Below are 23010 nucleotides of genomic sequence, written 5' to 3' on the forward strand. Positions count from 1 at the left end.
GACTTCACGGGCGCAGGCGGGTGGCGGCCCGGCGCCCGGCCGTGATTGCGGTCATTCCACAACGGGTGGGAAAGTTCCGACCGATTCCAGCGCTCCGGGCATCTTTCGCATCCCGGGCGGCGATGACCGGTTCGCATACTTGGCGGTATTTTTACCCTGTTCTGTGCACTGTGCGGCGGGTTTACGCTTTCGCGTTGCGAGAGACAAAGATCGGGTTACGGTGGTTTTCCTGCAACTCTCATTCGGTGGGGGAATGAGTGGCCGGTATCGACGACTGCCTGGCACGGATGATGACCATCCCCGGGGCGCAGCGGGTGACGCTGATCGACTGCGCGAGCGGCCTCGCCGTCGCGAGCGCCGGCCGCGAGGACCTGGTCGACCGGCACGAGGACGCCGCCGGCGCCACCGATGTCGTGCGCGCCGTGCTCGCCTCCCCGGCGCTGAGCGCCACCGCCGCCGGCGACGACGTCGAGGAGATCATCGTCTGCGGGACCGCCGGATACCACCTGCTCGCCCTCACCGGCGCCGACCTCGACGGGCACCTGTTCGTCCACCTGCTGGTCGACCGCGACAAGGGCAACCTCGCGCTCGCCCGGCTGCGGCTGCAAGGGCTCGTCGACGAGATGGCCGGCCGCTGACATGGCCGGCGAAGCCTCCGCCGGCGACCGCGTCGCCCGCACGCTCGGCACGCTGGAACGCGACCGCGCCACCGGCGTGCTCCGCGTCGGCGGCGACGGCGCCTTCCACCTCGACCGCGGAGCCGTCACCCACGCCGAGAGCCGGCACGCGCCCGGCCCCGGCGACCTGACCGGGGCCCTCGGCGGCCCCGACCCCGAACTGCCGGCGCTGCTCGCGCTCTTCGACGCCGCCTACTTCCTGCTCGGCTCGGGGGCCGAGCCGGTGTTCGCCGGCGGGCCCGCGGCGCGGCGGCCCGCCCGGCGGATCACCGCGGCGACGCTCGTGCACGAGCGGCGCCGGCGCCGCACCCTGCTCGACGCCGCGTGGCCGGACGACGGCACCGACACCGCGCCCGTCGTGCCGGTCCGGCGCGTCCGGCGCCAGCGCGTCATCCTCACCGGGCTCCAGGCGGAGATCCTGCTCAACGCCGACGGCCGGCGCACCCCCGCCGAACTGGCCCGCGACCTCGGGCGGACGGCGTTCGCCGGCCTGCTCGCGGTGCGCGGCCTCGCCGCGGCGGCGCTCGTCCGGACGGCCGCCGGCCGCGACCCGTCCCCGCCGCCGCAGACCGCTCCGCCGCCGGAGACCGCCGCGCCGCCGGAGGACGGGCTGCCGGAGGACGGGCCGCCCGCCGAGTGGGCGCCCGCCGACCATGACCTGCTCGCACGGCTCCGGGCCGCCCTGGTGGAGCTCGGGTGACGTGCGCGACCGCTTCGGGAAACTGATCGAAAGGCTGACGAAGGTGGCCGTACCAGCCGGGACCATGACCGTGCCGACCGCCCCACCCGACGTGCTGGCGGAACTGCGGACGCTGCGCGCGCGCGTGCCGCGCCTCACCGGGAGCCTCGTCGCGTCCGCGGACGGGCTGCTCATCGCCGCGGACCTCCCGCCGTCCGTCGAACCGTCCGGCATGGCGGCGGTGACCGCCTCCGGGCTGTCCCTCGCGCACCGCATCGCGCAGACCGCGCACGGCGGCGCGTTCTTCGAGGTCGTCATCCGCGGCGTCGACGGCTACGTCGTCACCTACGCCGCCGGGCCCACCGCGTCCCTCACCGTCCTCGCCGAGGCCGGCGTCAACGTGGGCCGCCTCCACCTGGAGGCGCGCCCCGCCGCGCGCGGCATCGCCGAGCACCTCGCCCGCCCCTGACCGCGCCCGCTCACCGACCGCGCCCCGAACGAACCCGCACCGCACCGACGAACCGAAAGGGAGACCCATGTCCAACCTGGACCTGTCGCTCAAGGACATGATGACGATCGACGGCGCCCTCGGCGCGGCCGTCGTCGACTACGGCAGTGGCATGGCCCTCGGCCACCTCGGCAGCTCCAAGGCCCTCGACCTGACCGTCGCAGCCGCCGGGAACACCGAGGTCGTCCGCGCCAAGCTCCGCACCATCGAGCAGCTCGGCATCAAGGAGGACATCGAGGACATCCTCATCAGCCTGTCCGCCCAGTACCACATCATCCGGCCCGTGACCGGGCGCAAGGGCAAGGGCCTGTTCCTCTACATGGCCCTCGACCGCGGCCGCGCGAACCTCGCCCTCGCCCGCCACCGGCTCCGCGACATCGAGGAGAACCTCGAGATCTGAGCACCGGACGGCCCGGGGACGCCCCGGGCCGTCCGCACCCGCTCAGGGGGTGCCGGTGGCGCGGGCGGCGCCCTCGGCGAGCAGCCGGGTCGGCGCCGGCGCGTCCTGGCCGATCAGCCGCAGCAGCACGTCCCGCGCCGCCGGCCGCTCCCCGGGCGCGGTCCGCAGCCCCTCGCCGACCAGGGCGCGCAGCGTCCCGGACGCCCGCGCCGGGAAGTCGCCGAGATCGGCCTCCCCGCGCAGCTTGCGGTACATGATCTGCGGGATCGAGTCCGCCCCGTGCGGCGGCCGGCCCGTCGCCGCGTGCACCATCGTGCAGGCCCACGCGTACACGTCGGCGGCCGGCCCGATGCGCCCGCCCTCGAACTGCTCGGGCGCCATGTAGGCGGGCGTGCCGATCGCCTGCCCCGTGACGGACGAGCCGGCGTCGGTGATCCGGGCGATCCCGAAGTCGATGACGCGGGGGCCGTCCGGGCCGAGCAGCACGTTGTCCGGCTTGAAGTCGCGGTGCACGATGCCCGCCTCCGCGATCGCGGCGAGCGCGGTGATGGTGCCGATCGCCAGCCGGTCCAGGGCGCCGCCCGAGCGCGTCCCGTCCTCGGCGACGGCCCGCCGCAGCGACGGGCCGGTCACGTACTCGCTCACCACGTACGGCAGCTCGCCCGCGAAATCGGCGTCCAGCACCTGCGCCGTGCAGAACGACGCCACGCGCCGAGCCGCGTCGATCTCCCGCAGGAAGCGCTCGCGCGCTTTCGAATGCTCCAGCGCGACGGCGTGCAGCACCTTGACCGCGACGCGCCGCCCTCCGGGGTCCTCGGCGAGGTACACCACGCCCTGCCCGCCCTGCCCGAGCCGCCGCAGCAGCCGGTACCCGCCCAGCGTCCGCGGGTCCGCCGGCCCGAGCGGCATCCCGGTGTGCACCCCCGCCTCCTCCGCCTCCGGCTCGGGCGGCGCCTTGTCGTGCCGGACGTCCTGGAACGCGGGCACGGGTCGCGGCCGCAGCAGCCGCGCCGCCGCGCCGAGCGGACCGGGCTCCGCGCCGGTGACCTCCTCGACGGGGACGTCCAGCGCGTCGGCGACCACGGCCGCCACGTCGCCCTCGCGCAGCGCGACGCGGTCCGGCATCCCGGCCGCCTCGGTCCGCTCGACGGCCTCCGCGAGCCGCTGCTCCAGGTCGGGAAGCTCCCCGTAGAGCAGCCGCGCCGCCGTCTCCAGGTCGCCGTCGCGCTGCGCCCGCTCCGCCTCCTCCCGGACGTCCTCGACGCGGCGCCGCAGCTCAGCGGCCCGGTCCCGGTCGTTTCGCGCGCGCGACCACCGGTGTCGCAGCGCGCCCTCGTCGCGGCGCAGGCCGGCCAGGTCCCGCTCCACCTCGGCGAGCCGCGCGCGGGACGCCTCGTCGTCCTCCTTGAGCAGCGCGAACCGCTCGATCTCCAGCCGGGTGACCCGCCGCTCCAGCTCCCGCAGCTCCGCGGGCGCGTCGCTCGCCCCGACCTGCAGCCGCGTCGCGGCCTCGTCCAGCAGCTCGACGGCGCCGCCGGGCAGGAAGCGCCCCTCCAGCCGGTTCGCGAGCCGCGCCGCCGCCACCAGCGCCGCGTCCCTGATCGCGATGCGGTGGTGCTCCTCGAACCGGGTCCGCAGATGGCGAAGGATCATGGTGGTGTCCGCGGCGGACGCCTCCGGCACGGGCAGCCGCTGGAAGTTCCCGCGCAGTGCCGGCAGGTCCGCGAGCCGGTCCCGCTCCCCGGCGGGCGTCGTCGTCGCGATCACCCTCGGCGCGCCCGGGACGGTGAGCCGGCCGAGCACCGCTGGCACCGCCGAACCGGGACGCGCCGCGGCGTCCAGGTCCTCCAGCACGAACAGCACGCCACCGCGCCGCTCCGCCGCCGACACGATCCGGTCGAGCTCACCGTCCGGCATCGGCGTCAGGTCCAGCGCGACGAGGCGGGCGCCGCGCAGCGCCGCCGGCACGTCCAGCCCGGCGAGCCGCAGCGCGAGGCCCGCGACGAGCGCGCTCTTGCCGACGCCGCGCTCGCCGACCAGCAGCGCGTTGCCGCCCTCCCGCCGGGACAGGATCTCGATCAGCCGGCGGGACTCCGCGGCGAGGCCGAGCGGGGGATCGATCCGGCCCTCGAAGGCCGCGACCGTGAGGTCTCGCGCGTACGGCGACCGGACGGCCGCCTGATGCGTTCCGGCGACCAGCAGCCGATGCCGGGTCACGTCCTCGGCGCGCAGTAGCCGCCCCACCGGATCGCCCGCCGCGGCGAGCGCGACCAGCAGATGCGCCGCCGAGACCGCGTCTCCGCCGGCGTCCTTCGACGCCGCCCCGACCGCCCTGGTCAGCACGGCCGACAGGCGCGGCGGCGAAACGGACGCGCCGGACGCCACCGGGAGCCGCGCCAGCAGGGCGTCCGCCCCGTACCGCAGCGCCGCCGCGTCGATGCCCGCGGACGCCAGCAGCGCGCGCAGGTCCTCGTCGTCCAGCAGCGCCAGCAGCAGATGCGGCGGTTCGATCTCGGGATGGCCGGCGTCCGCCGCCCTTCGCAGCGCGGCCTTCACCGCCTCCTGGACCTGCTCCGAAATCCTGTGTTCCACGCGCGACGGCTCCGCTCGGGGGATGGCGACTTCCGCCGCCATTGTGCCGTTACCTGAGATGTGAGCGAATGTGAGTATCCGCTGTCCAGGTAGCCGTCGCTTGCGCGGCGGCGGTCCCGGTCTGATCCACGCGGGGCGTGGTGCCGGGTTCCTGCTTCGCGGGCGGTTGCCCGGCGGGGCCGGGTCTTACATCGCCTCCACAGGCGTTTTGTCTCTCCGCCCCACTGGCGGCGAGGTCGCGCAGGTTGATCGCGGCGTTGACGTCGCGGCCCAGCACCAGGCCGCACGCCTCGCACCGGTAGGTCCGCTCGGAGAGGGGCAGGCTTGGCTTTCGCCCACCGCATCCCGAACAGGTCTTGGAGGAGGGGAACCAGCGGTCGGCGACGGCGCGGGCGAGCCGGCGGTTGGCGAGCATGCCGGTGACGTTGAGGTCTTCGACCACGACGGTCTCATAGCGGGCGGCCAGGTGCGTGGTGGCCTTGTGCAGCGCGTCGGTGCGCAGGGCGGCGACGCGGGCGTGGTGGCGGGGGAGCCGCCGGGCGGCCTTGGCGCGGTTGGCCGACCCCGGCTGGGTGCGGGAGTGGGCTTTGCCGAGCCGCGCCAGTTTCCGCAGTCCCGCCCGCAGCGCCTTGGGTCCGGGGATCTCGGTCACGGTGCCGTGGTCGTCGACGGCGGTCAGCAGCGTGGTCACGCCCAGGTCGACGCCCACGGCGCTGCCCGGCCGGGCATGCCGCTGGGGAACGCGCCGGTCGACCTGGACGGTGAAGGACACGTGCCAGCGGTGCGCGGTCCGCGTCACGGTTGCCGACAGGATCCTCGCCGTCCCATGGTCGATCCGGCGGGCGAGTTTGCGGGTGGACTCGTGGGTGGCGATCACCCCCATGCGCGGCAGCGTCACCGTCCGCCCCGCGCACCGCATCACCCCCGAACCGAACCGGAACGAGTCACGGCACCGGCCCCGCCTCTTGAACCGCGGAAACCCCAGACGTCGCCCCTTCCGACCGCCATTGCGGGACCGGACGAACTCCCGCAGCGCCCGCTCCAGATCCCGGAACGCCTCCTGGTACACGCACTTGGAGTTCTCACCCCACCACCCCAGCCCCGGGTCGGCCTTCTTCACCCGGTTCCACAGCCGGTGCAACTCCGCACCCGACCACCACTTGCCCTCGACGTCGTAGCGGTCCCGGCAAGCCGCCAGAGCCCAGTTCCAGGCGAACCGTGCCGCTCCCGCGTGCGACCGCAACAGCCGCTCTTGCGCGGGGGTGGGGTCCAACGCGAACCGATACGCCTGCGTCACCATCACAACCCGCACCACGAGATCCCTACTTCGTGAGCGTGAGCTTCCGCTCCGGCCGCACCGTCAGCTTGTCGGCGGCCTCGTCCAGGTCGACGACCACCTCGTCGCCGTCGCGGACCTCGCCCGCCAGCAGCCCGCGGGCCAGCTGGTCGCCGATCGAGGTCTGCACCAGCCGGCGCAGCGGACGCGCCCCGTACAGCGGGTCGTAGCCGGTCAGCGCCAGCCACTCGCGCGCCGCCTCCGTCACCCGCAGCGTCAGCTGCCGGTCGGCGAGGCGGTCGGCGAGCCGGTCGACCTGCAGGTCCACGATCCGGGTCAGCTCCTCGGTGGACAGCGCGTCGAACAGGATCACATCGTCCAGCCGGTTCAGGAACTCCGGCTTGAACGAGTCGCGGACCGCGTTCCACACCGCCTCGCGCTTCGCCCCGTTCTCCAGCGCCGGGTCCACCAGGAACTGCGACCCGATGTTGGACGTCAGGATCAGGATCGCGTTGCGGAAGTCGACCGTGCGGCCCTGCCCGTCGGTGAGGCGCCCGTCGTCCAGCACCTGCAGCAGGATGTCGAACACCTCCGGGTGCGCCTTCTCCACCTCGTCCAGCAGCACCACCGAGTACGGGCGGCGCCGGACGGCCTCGGTGAGCTGCCCGCCCTCCTCGTAGCCGACGTACCCGGGAGGCGCGCCGACGAGCCGCGCGACGGAGTGCTTCTCGGAGTACTCGCTCATGTCGATGCGGGTCATCGACCGCTCGTCGTCGAACAGGAACTCCGCGAGCGCCTTCGCCAGCTCCGTCTTGCCGACGCCGGTCGGGCCGAGGAACAGGAACGAGCCCGTCGGACGGTCCGGGTCGGAGATCCCCGCGCGCGCACGGCGCACCGCGTCCGACACCGTCTTCACCGCGGTGGTCTGGCCGATGAGCCGGTGCCCCAGCTCCTCCTCCATCCGCAGCAGCTTGCCCGTCTCGCCCTCCAGCAGCCGGCCCGCCGGGATGCCCGTCCAGGAGGCGACCACGTCCGCGACGTCGTCCGGGCCGACCTCCTCCTTGACCATCGTGTCGCGGCTGTCCGCCGCCTTCGCCTCGGCCTCCAGCTGCTTCTCCAGCTCCGGGATCTCCCCGTAGGTCAGCCGCGAGGACGTCTCCAGGTCGCCGTCGCGCTCGGCCCGCTCCGCCTCGCCGCGCAGCTGGTCGATCCGCTCCTTGATCTCGCCGACCCGGTTCAGCTCCGCCTTCTCCCGCTCCCAGCGGGCGTTCAGGCCGTTCAGGTGCTCCTGCTTGTCGGCCAGGTCGGCGCGGAGGCGTTCGAGGCGCTGCCGGGACGCCTCGTCGGTCTCCTTCTCCAGGTTCATCTGCTCCATCTTGAGCCGGTCCACCGCGCGCAGCAGCTCGTCGATCTCGACGGGCCGCGAGTCGATCTCCATGCGCAGCCGGGACGCGGCCTCGTCCACCAGGTCGATCGCCTTGTCCGGCAGGAACCGGGACGTGATGTAGCGGTCCGACAGCGTCGCCGCCGCGACCAGCGCCGAGTCGTTGATCTGCACCTTGTGGTGCGCCTCGTAGCGGCCCTTCAGCCCGCGCAGGATCGCGATCGAGTCCTCCACCGACGGCTCGCCCACCAGCACCTGCTGGAAGCGGCGCTCCAGCGCCGGGTCCTTCTCGATCCGCTCCCGGTACTCGTCCAGCGTCGTCGCGCCGATCATCCGCAGCTCGCCGCGCGCCAGCATCGGCTTCAGCATGTTGCCGGCGTCCATCGCGCCCTCGGCCGCGCCCGCCCCGACGACGGTGTGCAGCTCGTCGATGAACGTGACGACCCGCCCCTCCGACTGCTTGATCTCGTTCAGGACGGCCTTCAGCCGCTCCTCGAACTCGCCGCGGAACTTCGCGCCCGCGACCATCGCGCCGAGGTCCAGCGACACCAGCTTCTTCCCGCGCAGCGACTCGGGCACGTCCCCCGCGACGATCCGCTGCGCAAGGCCCTCCACGACCGCGGTCTTGCCGACGCCCGGCTCGCCGATCAGCACCGGGTTGTTCTTCGTCCGCCGCGACAGCACCTGCACCACCCGGCGGATCTCCGCGTCCCGCCCGATCACCGGGTCCAGCCGGCCGTCGCGCGCCGCCGCCGTCAGGTCGACGCCGTACTTCTCCAGCGACTGGTAGGTGCCCTCCGGGTTCTCGCTGGTCACCCGCGCGTGCCCGCGGACCTTCTCGAACGCGTCCAGCAGCGCCGGCGGCGTCGCCCCGAACTCCTTCAGCAGCCCCGCCGCCGGGCCGCCGTCCGCCGCGAGCCCGACCAGCAGGTGCTCGGTCGAGACGTACTCGTCCTCCAGCCGCTGCGCCCGCGCGCCCGCCGTGTTGATCACCTTGCTCAGCTGCCCCGACATCCGCGGCGTCGCGACCGTCGAGCCCTGCGCCTTCGGCATCGCCGCGAGCTGCTCCTCGGCCCGCCGCCGGATCGCCTGCCAGTCCGCGCCGACCGCCTCCAGCAGCGGCACCGCGGTGCCCTCCGGCAGCCCGATCAGCGCCACCAGCAGGTGCTGCGGCTCGACCTCCGGGTGCCCCTCGGCCGCCGCCCGGCGGATCGCGACCGACACCGCCTCCTGGCTCTTCTGCGTCAGCTTGACGTCCATGTCCCCGTACTTTCCCTGAGGCCGCGACCCCAGCTTCTACTCCCGGCCGCGCTCGTGCCACACCACGACACTGGTCTGCCTGATCGGCACCAGGTCGGAGCCGGGACCGCCGCCCGGGCCCCCGTGCCGCCGCTGCTGCGCCAGGCGCGCCGCGACCGACCGGGTCGATTCGAGTTCGTTCGCGAGCTCCTCCAGGGCGGCGTGCGCCTTGGCGAGCTCCTCGCGGAGCCGCACGTTGTCGCGCTGCAGCTCCAGGATGTGCTTGATACCGGAGAGGTTGACGCCCTCCTCCTGGGAGAGCCGCTGGATCTCGCGCAGCATCACGATGTCGCGCATCGAGTACCGGCGTCCCCGGCCGGCCGTGCGGCCCGGGGACACCAGCCCCATCCGGTCATAGGTGCGCAGCGTCTGCGGGTGCAGCCCGGACAGCTGCGCCGCCACCGAGATCACATAGACCGGGGTGTCGTCGCCGAACGGATCCATGACCTCACTCCGTTCTCGCCTGCTGGAGCAGCTCGCCGCGCAGGTCGTCGCCCGCGCCCGCCTCGCGCAGCCGCTCCAGCGCCGCACGGGCCTGGTCGTCGAGCTTGTCCGGCACCTGCACGTCCACGGTGACGAGCAGGTCGCCCTTGGTGCCGTCGCGCCGGGGCGCGCCGCGGCCCCGCACCCGGAACGTGCGCCCGTTCGGGGTGCCCTCCGGCAGCCGCAGCGTCACCGGCTGCCCCTGGAACGTCGGCACCCGGATCTCCGCGCCGAGCGCCGCCTCCGGGAACGTCACCGGCACCGTCATCGTCAGGTTGTCGCCGGTGCGGCCGAACACCTTGTGCGGCAGCACCTTGATGTTCACGTACAGGTCGCCCTGCGGGCCGCCGTTCTCGCCCGGCGCGCCCTTGCCCTTCAGCCGGATCCGCTGCCCGTCCGCGACGCCCGCCGGGATGCGGGCCTGGATGGTGCGGTCGGACTGCTTGCGGCCGCTGCCGTGGCAGGTCGGGCACGGGTCGTCCACGACCAGCCCGCGGCCGTGGCACTCCTTGCAGGGCTCCTGGAAGCCGAAGTTGCCGAGGTTGCGGGTCTCGTGCCCGGTGCCCTCGCAGTTCGGGCACACCCGCGGCACCGTGCCGGCCTTCGCGCCGGTGCCCCGGCACGACGGGCACGCCGCCTCGCTGGTCAGCTTGATCGGGACGGTCACGCCGTTCATCGCGCGGCCGAACGACAGCGTCACGTCCGTCTCGACGTCCGCGCCGCGCCGCGCCCGCCGGGCCCCCGTGCCCGTCGTGCGGGTGCCGCCGCCGCGGTTGAACAGGCCGCCGAACAGGTCGCCGATGCGCTCGCCCGCGCCGCCCGTCTGCGCGCCCCCGGTCTGCCCGAAGATGTCCCCGAGGTCGAAGGGGAAGCCCCCGCCGCCCTGCTGGCCGCGGAAACCGCCCGGCATGGACCGCACCGCGTCGTACTCCTTGCGGCGCTTGTCGTCCGACAGGACGTCGTAGGCCTCGGAGACCTCCTTGAAGCGGTCCTCGGCGTCCGCGTCGCCCTTGTTGGCGTCCGGGTGGTACTTGCGCGCCAGCTTCCGGTAGGACTTCTTGATCTCCTCCTGCGAGGCCGACTTCGAGACACCGAGGACTTTGTAGTAGTCCTTCTCCAGGTAGTCCTTGGTGCTCACGGCGCCCCGCTCTCTGCTATCGCCACTTGCCTTCTGTCTTCACGTGCGGTGTCTTCACGTGCGCCGCCGGGCCCGCCCGTCCCGGACGGACGGGCCCGGCGGGTGGATCACTCGCCGTCGTCGCCGCTCTCGTCGGCGGCGGCCTCGGCGCCCGGGTCGGGCTCGGCCACCGCGACGCGCGCGGGCCGCAGGACCCGCTCGCCGATCCGGTAACCGGGCTGGAGGACGTCCGCGACGCTCGTCTCGGTCACCTCCGCCGAGTAGGAGTGCATGAGCGCCTCGTGCACGGTCGGGTCGAACGGCTCGGACTTCTCGCCGAACCTCTCCAGGCCGAGCTTGCCGGTGACCGCCTCCAGGCTCTCCGCGACGGACTTGAACCCGCCGGTGAGCTCGTCGTGGTCCCGGGCGCGGCCGATGTCGTCCAGCACCGGGAGCAGCTCGGACAGCACCTGCCCGAGGGCCTGCTCGCGGACCGCGACCCGGTCCCGCTCGACCCGCTTGCGGTAGTTGTCGTACTCGGCCTTGAGCCGCTGGAGGTCGGCCAGCCGCTCGCTCAGCTGCGTCTTCAGCGAGGAGAGCTCCTCGTCGGAGGCCCCGGCGCCGCCCTCGTCCGGGGTCTCCGGGGCCGGCGTCTCGGCCGGCTCCCGGAGCTTGCCCGTCTTCGGGTCGATGCGCCGCCTGTCGCGGATCACCGGGCCCTCCCGCTCCTCGCCCTTGTCGGGTGAGGTCACGAGGCATCACCCTTCGGCTTGTCGTCGTCCACGATCTCGGCGTCGACGACCTCGTCGTCCTGCGCGTCCTGGGCGTCGGCCGTCGGGCCGGCGTCCTCGGCGCCCGGCTGGGCGCCCTCGGGGTTCTGCGCGTACATCGCCGCGCCCATCTTCTGGGAGACCTGCGCGAGCTTCTCGGCGCTGCCCTTGATCGCCTCGACGTCGGTGCCCTCCAGGGCCTTCTTCACCTCGGCGACCGCGTCGCCCACCTCGGTCTTCAGCTCCGCGGGGACCTTCTCGTCGTTCTCCCGCAGGAACTTCTCGGTCGAGTACGCGAGGGTGTCGGCCTGGTTGCGGACCTCGGCCTCCTCCTTGCGCCGGCGGTCCTCCTCGGCGTACTGCTCGGCGTCGCGCATCATCTTCTCGATGTCGTCCTTCGGCAGCGCGCTGCCGCCGGTGATGACCATCGACTGCTCGCGGCCGGTGCCCTGGTCCTTCGCGCTGACGTTGACGATGCCGTTGGCGTCGATGTCGAAGGTGACCTCGATCTGCGGGACGCCGCGCGGCGCCGGCGGCAGGCCGGTCAGCTGGAAGGTGCCGAGCTTCTTGTTGTACGCGGCGATCTCGCGCTCGCCCTGGTAGACCTGGATCTCCACGGACGGCTGGTTGTCGTCGGCGGTGGTGAACGTCTCCGACCGCTTGGTCGGGATCGTGGTGTTCCGCTCGATGATCTTGGTGAAGATGCCGCCCTTGGTCTCGATGCCGAGGCTCAGCGGGGTCACGTCCAGCAGCAGGACGTCCTTGACCTCGCCCTTCAGCACGCCGGCCTGCAGGCTGGCGCCGATCGCGACGACCTCGTCGGGGTTGACGCCCTTGTTCGGCTCCTTGCCGCCGGTCAGCTCCTTGACCAGCTCGGACACCGCGGGCATCCGGGTCGAGCCGCCGACCATGACGACCTGGTCGATCTGGCCGACCGTGATGCCGGCGTCCTTGAGCACCGAGTTGAACGGCGCCTTGGTCCGGTCGAGCAGGTCGGAGGTCATCCGCTGGAACTCGGCGCGGGTGAGCTTCTCGTCCAGGTGCAGCGGGCCCTCGGCGGAGGCGGTGATGTAGGGCAGGTTGATCTGCGTCTCGGACGAGCCGGACAGCTCGATCTTCGCCTTCTCCGCGGCCTCGCGGAGCCGCTGCAGGGCCATCTTGTCCTTGGCCAGGTCGACGCCGTTGGCGTTCTTGAACTTCTCCACCAGCCAGTCGACGACCTTGTTGTCCCAGTCGTCGCCGCCGAGGTGGTTGTCACCGCTGGTGGCCTTGACCTCGACGACCCCGTCGCCGACCTCCAGCAGGGACACGTCGAACGTGCCGCCGCCGAGGTCGAACACCAGGATGGTGGCCTCGTTCTCCTTCTCCAGGTGGTAGGCCAGCGCGGCCGAGGTCGGCTCGTTGATGATGCGCAGGACGTTCAGGCCCGCGATCTGGCCGGCCTCCTTGGTGGCCTGGCGCTGGTGGTCGGAGAAGTACGCGGGGACCGTGATGACCGCGTCGGTGACGGTCTCGCCGAGGTAGGACTCGGCGTCCCTCTTCAGCTTCTGCAGCACGAACGCGCTGATCTGCTGGGGGGTGAAGTCCTTGCCGTCGATCTCGGTCTTCCAGTCGGTGCCCATCTCGCGCTTGACCGACCGGATGGTCCGGTCGACGTTGGTCACCGCCTGGCGCTTGGCGACCTCGCCGACGAGGACCTCGCCGTTCTTGGCGAAGGCGACGACGGACGGCGTGGTCCGCGACCCCTCCGCGTTGGCGATGACGGTGGGCTCGCCGCCCTCCAGGATCGCGACGACCGAGTTGGTCGTCCCGAGGTCGATGCCGACCGCACGTGCCATGTCTCTCGTCCTCCGTCGTTTCCGGTTGCTCTCGCCGTTTCGGGTGTTATCGCTCCCCGGTCGCCCCCGGGGTGCGGCCGGTCGATGTCTTGTCTGTCCGCAAGATTGCCCGGCCTCGGTCTCGTTGTCAAATGACTTGAGTCGACCAGACTCAACTTTGCTGACGTCCTCTACAACAGGACGTATGAGCCACCTATTCCGGTTCCCGGACCCGTGCGGATGGTTCGGTAAGAACCGGCGGGCCCGGATCACTACCCGGGTGACGGAACCCCCCGGACGAAGGGCTCGGACCTTGTCGGACCCCGAAGACATCGCCCGGTTCACGGCGCTGTACGACGCGCACCATCCGCGCGTCCACGCTTATGCCGTGAGCCGGGTCGGCGTGCAGGCCGCCGAAGAGATCACGAGCGAGACGTTCTGCGTCGCGTGGCGGCGCGTTCGCGACCTGCCGGCCGAGCCGCTGCCGTGGCTGCTCGGCATCGCCCGCAACCTGCTGCGCGAGTCGTACCGGGCGCGGGACCGGCGGGACGCGCTGGCCCGCGAGCTGCGGACGTGGGCGGCCGGGCAGCCGGCCGCGGGCGACGTCGGGGAGGCGGTGGCCGAGCGCGCGGCGATGCTGCGCGCGCTGGCCGCCCTGCCCGACGACGACCGCGAGGTGCTCGCGCTGGTCGCCTGGCACGGGCTGGCGCCGGGCGAGGCGGCGAAGGTCGTCGGCTGCTCGAAGGCGTCGTTCTACGTGCGGCTGCACCGGGCGCGGCGGCGGCTGGAGCACGCGCTGGCCGCGGAGTCGCGCGCCTCGGAGCCGGACCCCGGCGCCCGCGACCCCGGCGCTCGCGATCCCGGCCCCCGCGATCCCGCGGCCGCCGCGCGCCGCCCGTCCCTGGTCACCCCTGAGAGGAAGGTCGTCCGATGAAGCGTGACGTGATGGAGGCGCTGGCCGCGGCGCGGCCGGAACGGCTCGACCCGCCGGCGGACCCGGACGCCGCCCGCGACCGCCGGGAGCGGGACCTCGCGCGGGCGTTCCTCGCGGAGCCGGACGCGCCCGGGTCAGGGTCCGCGTCCGTGGGACGGGCGCGGGGGCGCCGTCCCCTCCGGTGGGCGGTGCTCGGCGCGGTCGCCGCCGGCGCCGCGGCGGCCGTCGGGATCGCGACGGCCGGTTCGCCGGGGACGCCCGGCCCGCCCGCCCGGCCGGGACCGCCCGGGAGCGTCGACCTGAACAGGCAGGCGGTGCTCGCCGCCGCGACGAAGGCGGAGCAGGCGCCGACCGGCAAGTACTGGGTCGCCGACACGGTCGACGGCCAGTCCTACATCATCCGCGCGAAGACCGGGACCTACGCGATCAGCGCCGCGAGCGCCGAGACCTTCCAATGGACGGGCGCGAAGCGCGGCATGGGCGAGGCCTCCTACGGCCGCGACCTCCCGGCCCACCCGGTGACCCCGCGCGACAAGGCGCTGTGGCGCAAGGCCGGGTCGCCGTCGAGCTTCCGGGTGTGGTCCAACGACCACTACTACACCTACAAGGCCAAGACGACCGGGTGGCGGTCGGAAGGCCCGGAGGTCGGCGCCGACCCGCACGGCGGCGGCGGGTTCATCGGCGCCAAGCGCGGCCTCTCCTCGCTCGACGACCTGCGGAAACTGCCGACCGACCCGGACCGGCTCGCGGAGATGTTCCTGAGCGAGAAGGCGATGGACCCGGCGATGGGACGGGCGCCGGGCCACCGGCGGCGGTTGAGCCCGGAGCAGATGGCCGGCGTCAAGTTCTGGCGGGTGTCGGCGATCCTGAGCGGCCCGGCGCCGTCCAGGGTCCGGGCCGGCCTGATCCGGGCGCTGACGGCCCAGCCGGGCGTGCACGCGATCGGGAACGCCGTCGATCCGCTCGGCCGCCGGGGCGTCGCGCTCGCCACCGACGACCGGGCGGCGACGGTCACCGGCGAGTACGGCGCGCCGAAGGCCGAGCGGGGGACGTACCGCTCCCGCACCGTGATCATGTTCGACGAGCGCACCGGCGCGCTGCTGTCCGTGCAGGACCAGCTGACCGCGCCGGGCGGCCCGTACGCGGAGATGAAGCCCGGCTTCGTCATCAACTACTCCGCCGAGCGCGCCGCCGGCTGGACCGACACCAAGCCGAAGCCTCCGGCGGAGCTGCCCTTCTGACCTCCGGACCGGGGTGACCGCCCGCCCCGCCTTCGCCCTCCGCCCGGCCGTCCCGGGCGGAGGGCGAAGGCGTTCCGGGGTTCCGGTTGAGAACGGGGTGATCCGTCCCTCCCCCCACAGCGAGGATTCGTCCATGGCACACGACCGCCCGCCGGGGCGCGAGGCCCCGGCCGGGCCCGGCTCCGACGCGGAGGTGATCGCCCGTTCGCGGCGAGAACCGGACGCGTTCGCGGAGATCTTCCACCGCCACTTCGCCGAGATCCACCGCTACGCGGCCCGCCGGCTCGGCGCCGACGCGGCCGACGACATCGCCGCCGAGACGTTCCTCGTCGCGTTCCGCAAGCGCGGCCGGTTCGACCCGGGCCACCGGTCGGCGCGGCCCTGGCTGTACGGGATCGCCACCCGGCTGATCGGGCTGCACCGGCGCGGCGAGGGCCGGCGGTACCGGGCGCTCGCGCGCACGCCCGCCGAGCACGTCCAGGACGGGCACGAGGACCGGGTCGCGGCGCGCGTCACCGCGGGCGACGCGGGCGCGGACCTCGCGGACGCGCTGGCCCGGCTGCCGCGCGGGGAGCGGGACGTCCTGCTCCTGGTGGCGCTGGCCGACCTGTCCTACGAGGAGGTCGGGCGGGCGCTCGGGCTGAAGACCGGCACGGTCGCGTCCCGGCTGCACCGTGCCCGGCGCCGCTTACGGGACGCGCTCGGCGACACCAGGACGGCACTGTTCGCGGAGGAGGCGACGGCATGAACGAGACCGATGAACTGGACGGCGTGCGACGGCTGCTGGCCGAACCCCCGGACCCGTCGCCCGAGGCGTCCGCGAAGGCGTTCGGCCTGCTCACGGACGAGATGTCGGGCGGGCGGCGCGTCCGGACGACCGGTGCGCGCCGCCGGCTACGGTCGCGGTGGCCGATCGGGCTCGGCGCCGGCCTGGTCGCGGCGGGCGCCGCGGCGGCAGTGGTGGTCGCGACGGTCGGTTCGCCGGGTTCGCCCGGCACGGGGAAGCCATCGGAGAAGATCGACCTGAACAAGCAGGCGGTGCTCGCGGCGGCGGCGAAGGCGGCGCTGATGCCGACCGGCAGGTACTGGTACACCGACACGGTCGACGGGCAGTCCTACATCGTCCGCGCGAAGACCGGGGCATACGCGATCAGCGCCGCGAGCTCCGAAACGTTCCAGTGGACGGGCGCGAAGCACGGCAGCGGCCGGGAGTTCTACGGGCGCTCCCTGCCCGCACGGCCGCTGACGCCGCGGGACGAGGCGCTGTGGCGCAGGGCCGGGTCGCCGTCGAGCTTCCGGGTGTGGTCCAACGACCACTACGGCACCTACACCCGGCGGTCGACCCCGTGGAAGGCGGACGAGCCGGAGACGGGGGCCGGCGGCCGCTGGCTCGGGGACAACAGCGTGCCCGGCAAGCCGACCGGCGGCATGACGGTCGAGGACCTGCGGAATCTGCCCACCGACCCCGAGCGTCTCGCGGCGCGGTTCTTGCGGCACCCGTCCCTGGACGCGAATCGGCGGGACGGGCTGCGGAAGGAACTGGCGGCGCGGCGGCAGAAGCCCGTCCCCGCCGACCCCGGCAAGCGGGCCGAGCGCGCCGCTGCCATCAAGGAGCTTCAGAGGGAGCTCGCGCAGACGGAGCAGCGCCTCAAGGAGGACCCGTACGGCGCCGACGGCACGGTGATGGACGCCGAGGAACTGATGATGGACGTGCCGTTCCCGCCCGCGGTGCGGGCCGGGCTGATGCGGGCCCTCGCCGCGTATCCCGGGGTGCGGGCGATCGGCGCGGTGGTGGACGGGCTGGGCCGCAAGGGCGTCGCGCTCGCCGGCCCCGACATCACCATCGACAACGGCGACGGCGACGCCCCTGGCGCCGAGCGGGGCTCCTTCGTCTCCCACCAGGAGCTGATGTTCGACCCGCGGACCGGTGAGCTGCTCGGCGGCCGGAGCGTGCTGGCCCGGCCGGGCGGCGCCTACCGGTCGCAGGCGCCCGGCTTCGTGATCGATTACGAACTGGTCCGCTCGTCCGGCTGGACCGACACCAGGCCGAAGCCCCCGCCGAAGCTCCCCTTCTGACTTCGTTGACTTGCGGCGTGTCGGCCTTAAAACCGCCTCCATAAGGCCGACACGCCGCAAGTCAACGGGGGACGCGGGCTTCGATGCCGTCCAGGAGGCAGGTCAGGCCGTAGGTGAAGCGGGACTCCAGGATGTCGCCGGTCTCCTTCGCCCAGACGTCCCGGACGTGGGCGGCGAGGCGCGGGTGGCGGTCGGTGATCTCGGCGAGGTAGGGGCCGAGCGTCCGCATCCAGTCCTCGCCGGTCGCACCGCCGTGGGTGCCCTGCCAGCTCGCCTCGCTGCCGGCCGCGCCGATGATGTAGTCGGCGACAAGCGACATCGCGTTCTCCAGGTCCATGCCGGTGAAGCCGGCCCCGTCGAACGCGATGATCACCTCTTCCAGGACGCGGGTGGCGTTCGGGCCGATCATCGGCTGGGCGCCGAACAGCGGGACCGTCCACGGGTGCCGGTGGATCATCGCGCGGAGGCTGCGGGCGTATCCGGCGACCGCGTCCCGCCAGCCGCCGTCCCCGCCGTCCGGGGCCGGGACGGCGACCTCGGCCATCACCCGGTCGAGGGCCAGCTCCAGCAGCTCGTCCTTGTTCGCGACGTGCCAGTAGACGGACGTGGCGCCGGAGTTCAGCCGGGTGCCGAGCCGCCGCATGCTGAGCCCGTTCAGGCCCTCGGCGTCGAGCAGCTCCAGTGCGGCGTCGACGATCTGGTCGCGGCTGAGCGTCGGCTGCTCGCGCCGTGCGCGCTGCGGGCGCACCCACACCGACTCCGGCGGTTTCTTCGCGCCCGCCTTGTCCGCCATCGGTCCCTCCCAGGCTCGGTTCTTCTCGTACAGAGTACCGGGACTTGAACGGTGTGCGAGTCCTGTCGTACAGTGTGCGAGTCAGCTCGAACACCGTACGAGGAGAGATCTCGTGAACGCGTCCGCCCCCGCGCCGCACCCCCGGCGATGGCAGATCCTCGGCGTCCTGTGCCTGAGCCTGCTGGCCGTCACCGTCGACAACACGATCCTCAACGTGGCGATCCCGTCGCTGCTCAAGGACCTGCACGCCACCATGTCCGACGTCCAGTGGACGATCGACGCCTACTCGCTCGTCTTCGCCGGCCTGCTGCTCACCGCCGGCGGCCTCGGCGACCGCTTCGGCCGGCGCCGCGCCATGCTGATCGGCTTCGCGCTGTTCGGCGGCGGCTCGCTGCTCGGCGCGTTCGCCGCGAACCCCGGCGAGCTGATCGCGATGCGCGCGGTGATGGGCCTCGGCGGCGCCTTCCTGATGCCCGGCACCCTGTCGATCATGGCCCAGGTGTTCGGCCCGGACGAGCGCGCGAAGGCGTTCGCGATCTGGGGCGCCGCGTCCATGATCGGCGTCGCCGGCGGGCCCGCGCTCGGCGGCGTGCTGCTGGAGCACTTCTGGTGGGGGTCGGTGTTCCTGGTGAACGTCCCCGTCACCGCCGTCGCCGTCATCGGCCTGCTCGTCCTGGTCCCCGAGTCGCGCGGCCCGCGCCGCCGCCCCGACGTCCTCGGCTCCGTCCTGTCCACCGCCGGCATGGCCTCGCTGGTGTGGGCGATCATCTCCGCGCCCGACCACGGCTGGACCGGCGCCCGCACCGTCGGCGGCCTCGCCGCCGGCGCCGCCGCCCTCGCCGCGTTCGCCGCGTGGCAGCACCGCAACCCCGAGCCGATGCTCGACCTCGCCCTGCTGCGCAAGCGCGCCTTCTCCGGCTCCGCCGCCGTCATCGCGATCCTCGGGTTCGTCCTCGCCGGGACGCTGTTCGCCCTCACCCAGACGCTCCAGCTCGTCCTCGGCTACGGCCAGCTCAAGGCCGGGCTCGCGCTGCTGCCCTGCGCCGTCGCCGCCGCGCTCGGCAACGGCCTCGGCGCCGCCCTCGAATCCCGGCTCGGCGCCCGCCCCGCCCTGGTCACCGGCCTGCTCGTCATCGCCGCCGGGTTCGGCGCCCTCGCCCTCGAAGGCCCCGGCGACGGCTTCGCCCCGATCATCACCGGGCTCGTCGTCATCGGGTTCGGCATGGGCCTCGGCTCCCCGCCCGCCTACAACCTGCTGATGGCGGCCGTCCCCGTCGAGGAGGCCGGCGTCGGGTCCGCGGTGAACGACGCGGGCCAGGAGCTCGGCAACGCGCTCGGCGTCGCCGTCCTCGGCAGCGTCGTCTCCGCCGTCTACGCCCGCGGCCTGCCGGAGGGCGCCCCCGCCGCCGCGAAGCACTCGCTCGGCGAGGCCCTCGCGCTCGGCGACCCCGCCCTCGCCCACCAGGCCCGCGACGCGTTCGTCCACGCGGTGTCCGCCGGGTCCCTCGCCGGCTGCGGCGCCACCCTCGCCGCCGCCGTGTTCGCCGCGCTCGTCCTGCGCGGCGTCCCCCGCCCGGACGCCGCGGACGCCGAGCCCGCGAAGGTCGCCGAGCCCGCGTGAAAGCGGCGCGGGGGTCCGGCGGAGTAGAAGTGACCACACCCCCGGAGGTGCCCCATGCCGGACCCCATCCCAGGGGCGGCCGAGTGACCGCCCCGCCCGACCTCGACTGGACGGACGCGGAGCTGATCGCCGCGTCCGTCCGCGACGGCGACCGCTTCACCGCCGTCTACGACCGGTACTTCCCCGACGTGCACCGCTACGTCGCCGGACGCCTCGGCCCGCAGGCGGCCGAGGACGTCGTCGCCGAGACGTTCCTCGCCGCGTTCCGCCGCCGCGCCGCCTTCGACCCGTCCCGCGGGACGGTCCGCCCCTGGCTGTTCGGCATCGCGACCAACCTCATCAACCAGCACCGCCGCACCGAGACCCGCCGGTACCGGGCGCTCGCGCGGGTCGGCGTGGACCGCGACCCCGGCGGCCACGACGAGCGCGTCGCGGCCTCGGTGTCCGCCGAGCGCCTGCAGCCGTCCCTCGCCAGCGCCCTCGCCGGGCTGTCTCGCAAGGACCGCGACGTCGTGCTGCTGAAGGCCCTCGCCCAGCTCTCCCACGAGGAGATCGCCGACGTGCTGGGCATCCCGTACGGCACCGTCGGCTCCCGCCTGAACCGCGCCCGCAAGAAGCTGCGGGCCGCGCTCCCCACCGGAACGGAAGGAATGTGACCGTGGACGAACTCCAGATGATCGCCACAATGCTCGACGAACCGCCGACACAGGAGAGCGAGGACGCGGTGCGCCACCGCGTCCTCAACGGGATGCGCGCGCCGCAGCGACCGGAGCGCCGCGCCTGGCGGCGCCCCGCCCTGTGGAGCGGCCTCGGCCTGACCGCCACCGCCGCCGCGGTCACGGGTGCGGTCGTCCTGTCGTCCGGCACGACCCCCCGCGCGCCCGACCCCGGTGCCGCCGGGCCGCAGCCGATGACGGCCAAGACCGTCCTGCTCACCGCCGCGACCAAGGCGGAGGGCGCGCCCGCGGGCCACGGACGGTACTGGTCGTCGGTGATCCGCGAGGGCGGCTATGTGGTGAGCGACTCCGGGCAGCACTACACCGTCCGCGAGATCGGTTCCTGGGACGCCGGCCCCGGCAAGGACGCCTGGGTCGCCGAGCGCGTCGTCAGCAGCCGCTACACCGGCCCGGCCCCTGCCGGTGGTCCGTCCCCGTCCGGCGGCCCGGTCAACAGCCCCAACCGCGGCCCGGTCACCAGGCCCGGCCCCGGCAAGTGGACGAAGAGCAAGGTCAAGGGCGGTGAGGCGTTCCGCCTCGCCGACTGGGAGGGCACCGACCCGCCGGACGTCCGCAGGCTCCCCGCCGACCCGCAGGCGCTGCGGCGGTTCCTGAACCGGACGCTCCCGGACCACGCCGACCCCGCCGAATGGCTGATGAGCAACGCCCAGAAGGTCGGCGCCGCGCCCGTGAAGCCGCGCGTGCTGGCCGCGATGTACCGGCTGCTCGCCGCCGCGCCGGGCCTGCGCGGCGTCGGCGCGGTCACCGACCCGCTCGGCCGCCGCGGCGAGGGCGTCGCCCGCCGGGTGCGCGCGGACGGCACCGTCCTGGACGAGCGGCTCGTGATCGACCCGGCGACGGGGCGGCTGCTCGCCCAGGAGTCCGTGCTGGTGACGCCGGGGAAGGCGTGGGCCGGCCGCAAGCCCGGCACGGTCGTGTCCTATGACGCGCTCGTGTCCTGCGGCTGGACGGACAAGGTCCCCGCCTACCCCGTCGAGAAGGCGGGCTAGCCCAGCAGGTCGGACGGGGCGGTGCCGGTCTCGGTCAACGGGAGGCCGGACGCCGCCCGTTCGATCAGCCAGCGGCTCGCGCGGTAGCGCGGGTCGAGGGTGTCGTTGTGGAGGGTCTCGAGGAGGTCGAGGACGCGGTCGGCGCCGACCTGGTCGCCCCACTCGAGCGGGCCGCGCGGGTAGCCGAGGCCGAGCCGGACGGCGGTGTCGATGCCCTCCGGGGTGCCGAGCCGCTGCTCCGCGATGCCGCAGGCCACGTTCACGACCGACGCGAAGAGCCGCTGCGCGACGGGGGCGGCGGCGTGCCGGACGACGCTGATGGAGCGTCCCGTGGTGAACAGCGCGGCGAGCGCGGCGCGTCCCGCGTCCGGGTCGAGCGCGGGGTGCACGGTGACGGTCAGCCGGGTGAAGAGGCCGAAGAACGTGTCGATGCCCAGCGTGCGCGTGGCGTCGCGGCCTTCGAGGGCCATCGCGTCGACCACGGCGACGGCGTCCGGCGACGGCCCGTCCCCGGTCTCGACGTCCACGCCGACCTCGGACAGCAGGGCGCCCAGCGTCTCCCGCAGGTCGGGGTGCAGCCAGAGCGGGCAGGGGTCCGCGTCCGGCGCGGTCGCCTCCGGCGGTTCCTGCTTGGCGCCGTCCACGTACTTGTAGAAGCCCTCGCCGGTCTTGCGGCCGAGGAGCCCCGCCTCCATGCGGGCGCGGCCGATGCGCGACGGCCGGTGCCGCGGCTCGGTGTAGAACCCGGTCCAGATCGACTCCATGACGGGGTGCGAGACGTCCATCCCGGTGAGGTCGAGGAGTTCGCACGGGCCCATCTTGAAGCCGAGGACGTCGCGGGCGATGCGGTCGATGTCGACCGGTTCCGCGACGCCCTCGGACAGGATCTGCAGCGCCTCCGTCACCAGGCCGCGCCCGGCGTGGTTGACGAGGAAGCCCGGCGCGTCCGGCGCGAGCACCGGCTCGTGGCCGAGCCGCCGGACGAGGGCCATGAGCGCGCCGGGGACCCAGTCCGTGGTCCGCGCGCCGGGGATCACCTCGACGAGCCGCATCAGCGGGACGGGGTTGAAGAAGTGCAGCCCCGCGAGCCGCGACGGGTCCTCCAGCGCCGCGCCGATCGCGGTGACCGGCAGCGAGCTGGTGTTCGTCGCGAGGATCGTGTGCGGTGCGGCGGCCTTCTCCAGTGCCGCGAACAGCTCCCGCTTGGTGTCCAGGTCCTCGCGGACGGCCTCGACGACCAGGTCGCAGCCCTGCAGCGGGGTCAGCGGCTCGCCGACCGGCTTGAGCCGCGCCTTCGCCGCCGCCGCGTCGTCCGCCGTCATCCGGCCTTTGCCGACCAGCTTGTCGAACATCGCGCCGACGTGCTCGACGGCGGCCTTCACCGCCTCGAAGCGGATGTCGGCCAGCTCCACGGTCAGCCCGCCGGCCGCCGCGAGCTGCGCGATGCCGCGCCCCATCGCGCCCGTCCCGATGACCCGCACCGTCGCGGCCCGCTCCGCCCAGTCCTGCCCGGCCTGCTGCTCCATCGCGCCTCCTCGCTCGCTCCCTGCATTCAACCGCCCGCGCGGACCGGGCCCGGACGCGGGGCGCGTACTTCGAGGTCATAACCTGCGGAGT

At 73.9% G+C, this 23010-nt stretch carries 20 protein-coding genes; 11 read left to right on the forward strand and 9 right to left on the reverse strand.

What is annotated here, in order from left to right; genetic code table 11:
- Positions 1–257: 257 nt before the first annotated feature.
- The 4 genes from J4709_RS50330 to J4709_RS50345 all read left to right on the forward strand — a co-directional run bounded on the left by J4709_RS50330 (position 258) and on the right by J4709_RS50345 (position 2264).
- Entirely contained in the window at positions 258–638 is a 381-nt protein-coding gene (locus J4709_RS50330) for a hypothetical protein (protein ID WP_208252642.1), read from the forward strand.
- 1 nt (position 639) lies between these two features.
- Positions 640–1377, forward strand: a complete 738-nt coding sequence (locus J4709_RS50335) for a hypothetical protein (RefSeq protein ID WP_208252643.1) — start codon at positions 640–642, stop codon at positions 1375–1377.
- A 64-nt stretch (positions 1378–1441) separates the two neighbouring features.
- Positions 1442–1825 (forward strand): roadblock/LC7 domain-containing protein, encoded by a 384-nt coding sequence (locus J4709_RS50340; protein WP_208252644.1) that lies wholly within the window; start codon positions 1442–1444, stop codon positions 1823–1825.
- Positions 1826–1892: 67 nt separating this feature from the next.
- Entirely contained in the window at positions 1893–2264 is a 372-nt protein-coding gene (locus J4709_RS50345) for a hypothetical protein (protein ID WP_208252645.1), read from the forward strand.
- A gap of 42 nt (positions 2265–2306) precedes the next feature.
- Here the strand turns inward: J4709_RS50345 and J4709_RS50350 are convergent, their stop codons facing one another.
- The 7 genes from J4709_RS50350 to dnaK all read right to left on the reverse strand — a co-directional run bounded on the left by J4709_RS50350 (position 2307) and on the right by dnaK (position 13023).
- Positions 2307–4856, reverse strand: coding sequence for a protein kinase domain-containing protein (locus tag J4709_RS50350; protein ID WP_208252646.1), 2550 nt, complete (start codon positions 4854–4856; stop codon positions 2307–2309).
- Positions 4857–4905: 49 nt separating this feature from the next.
- Positions 4906–6168 (reverse strand): RNA-guided endonuclease TnpB family protein, encoded by a 1263-nt coding sequence (locus J4709_RS50355; RefSeq protein ID WP_208252647.1) that lies wholly within the window; start codon positions 6166–6168, stop codon positions 4906–4908.
- Between the two features lie 10 nt (positions 6169–6178).
- Complete coding sequence (gene clpB / locus J4709_RS50360) at positions 6179–8776, reverse strand: ATP-dependent chaperone ClpB (RefSeq protein WP_208252648.1); 2598 nt, start codon at positions 8774–8776, stop codon at positions 6179–6181.
- A 36-nt stretch (positions 8777–8812) separates the two neighbouring features.
- On the reverse strand, positions 8813–9259 hold the full coding sequence (locus J4709_RS50365) for a heat shock protein transcriptional repressor HspR (RefSeq protein ID WP_208252649.1): 447 nt from the start codon (positions 9257–9259) through the stop codon (positions 8813–8815).
- Between the two features lie 4 nt (positions 9260–9263).
- Positions 9264–10436, reverse strand: coding sequence for a molecular chaperone DnaJ (gene dnaJ, locus J4709_RS50370; protein WP_208252650.1), 1173 nt, complete (start codon positions 10434–10436; stop codon positions 9264–9266).
- A 107-nt stretch (positions 10437–10543) separates the two neighbouring features.
- On the reverse strand, positions 10544–11167 hold the full coding sequence (gene grpE, locus J4709_RS50375) for a nucleotide exchange factor GrpE (protein WP_208252651.1): 624 nt from the start codon (positions 11165–11167) through the stop codon (positions 10544–10546).
- On the reverse strand, positions 11164–13023 hold the full coding sequence (dnaK, locus tag J4709_RS50380; protein ID WP_208252652.1) for a molecular chaperone DnaK: 1860 nt from the start codon (positions 13021–13023) through the stop codon (positions 11164–11166). Before dnaK ends, grpE begins: the two co-directional genes overlap by 4 nt.
- A 292-nt stretch (positions 13024–13315) precedes the next feature.
- Between dnaK and J4709_RS50385 the strand changes: the two genes are divergently transcribed.
- The 4 genes from J4709_RS50385 to J4709_RS50400 all read left to right on the forward strand — a co-directional run bounded on the left by J4709_RS50385 (position 13316) and on the right by J4709_RS50400 (position 17253).
- Positions 13316–13936, forward strand: coding sequence for an RNA polymerase sigma factor (locus J4709_RS50385; RefSeq protein WP_232385305.1), 621 nt, complete (start codon positions 13316–13318; stop codon positions 13934–13936).
- The gene (locus J4709_RS50390; RefSeq protein WP_208252654.1) at positions 13933–15177 is read left to right on the forward strand and encodes a hypothetical protein; all 1245 of its coding nucleotides are present in this window, start codon (positions 13933–13935) and stop codon (positions 15175–15177) included. The genes J4709_RS50385 and J4709_RS50390 overlap by 4 nt, the downstream gene beginning before the upstream one ends.
- A 133-nt stretch (positions 15178–15310) precedes the next feature.
- Positions 15311–15925, forward strand: coding sequence for an RNA polymerase sigma factor (locus J4709_RS50395; RefSeq protein ID WP_208252655.1), 615 nt, complete (start codon positions 15311–15313; stop codon positions 15923–15925).
- Complete coding sequence (locus J4709_RS50400; protein WP_208252656.1) at positions 15922–17253, forward strand: hypothetical protein; 1332 nt, start codon at positions 15922–15924, stop codon at positions 17251–17253. The genes J4709_RS50395 and J4709_RS50400 overlap by 4 nt, the downstream gene beginning before the upstream one ends.
- 61 nt (positions 17254–17314) lie before the next feature.
- On the opposite strand, the gene J4709_RS50405 is transcribed toward J4709_RS50400, so the two are convergent.
- Positions 17315–18046, reverse strand: a complete 732-nt coding sequence (locus J4709_RS50405) for a TetR/AcrR family transcriptional regulator (RefSeq protein WP_232385306.1) — start codon at positions 18044–18046, stop codon at positions 17315–17317.
- Between the two features lie 112 nt (positions 18047–18158).
- Between J4709_RS50405 and J4709_RS50410 the strand changes: the two genes are divergently transcribed.
- The 3 genes from J4709_RS50410 (at position 18159) to J4709_RS50420 (ending at position 21393) form a co-directional block, all read left to right on the forward strand.
- The gene (locus J4709_RS50410; protein ID WP_307802153.1) at positions 18159–19667 is read left to right on the forward strand and encodes an MFS transporter; all 1509 of its coding nucleotides are present in this window, start codon (positions 18159–18161) and stop codon (positions 19665–19667) included.
- An 83-nt stretch (positions 19668–19750) separates the two neighbouring features.
- The gene (locus tag J4709_RS50415; RefSeq protein ID WP_208252659.1) at positions 19751–20323 is read left to right on the forward strand and encodes an RNA polymerase sigma factor; all 573 of its coding nucleotides are present in this window, start codon (positions 19751–19753) and stop codon (positions 20321–20323) included.
- A 2-nt stretch (positions 20324–20325) separates the two neighbouring features.
- Positions 20326–21393, forward strand: a complete 1068-nt coding sequence (locus J4709_RS50420) for a CU044_5270 family protein (protein WP_208252660.1) — start codon at positions 20326–20328, stop codon at positions 21391–21393.
- On the opposite strand, the gene J4709_RS50425 is transcribed toward J4709_RS50420, so the two are convergent.
- Positions 21390–22919 carry a 3-hydroxyacyl-CoA dehydrogenase gene (locus tag J4709_RS50425; RefSeq protein WP_208252661.1) on the reverse strand — a complete coding sequence of 510 codons (1530 nt, stop codon included), beginning with the start codon at positions 22917–22919 and terminating at the stop codon, positions 21390–21392. The two genes, J4709_RS50420 and J4709_RS50425, sit on opposite strands and share 4 nt — an antisense overlap.
- Positions 22920–23010: the final 91 nt, after the last annotated feature.

Source organism: Actinomadura violacea (assembly GCF_017573465.1).
Classification (GTDB): domain Bacteria; phylum Actinomycetota; class Actinomycetes; order Streptosporangiales; family Streptosporangiaceae; genus Spirillospora; species Spirillospora violacea.